Below are 209 nucleotides of genomic sequence, written 5' to 3'. Positions count from 1 at the left end.
TACGGCGTTTCACTTCTGAGTTCGGCATGGGGTCAGGTGGGACCACCGCGCTACAGCCGCCAGGCAAATTCTGTTTATCAGACCGTGTTTTACGTTCTGATGTAATCTGTAATCAAGCTGAAATCGATGTCTGTCTTTCGCCAAAACATCTTCGGCGTTGTAAGGTTAAGCCTCACGGTTCATTAGTATCGGTTAGCTCAATGTATCGC

At 47.8% G+C, this 209-nt stretch carries 1 rRNA gene; it reads right to left on the bottom strand.

Going from position 1 to position 209, the window contains the following annotated elements:
- Positions 1–64: ribosomal RNA gene (gene rrf, locus OGY72_RS24870) — 5S ribosomal RNA — on the bottom strand; the annotation flags it as partial.
- Positions 65–209: the final 145 nt, after the last annotated feature.

Origin of the sequence: Citrobacter sp. Cpo221 (genome assembly GCF_030332345.1) — a bacterium.
Taxonomy (GTDB): Bacteria; Pseudomonadota; Gammaproteobacteria; order Enterobacterales; family Enterobacteriaceae; genus Citrobacter; species Citrobacter portucalensis.
The sequence above is the reverse complement of the archived record's forward strand: the minus strand, read 5'-3'. Positions and strand labels throughout refer to the sequence as shown.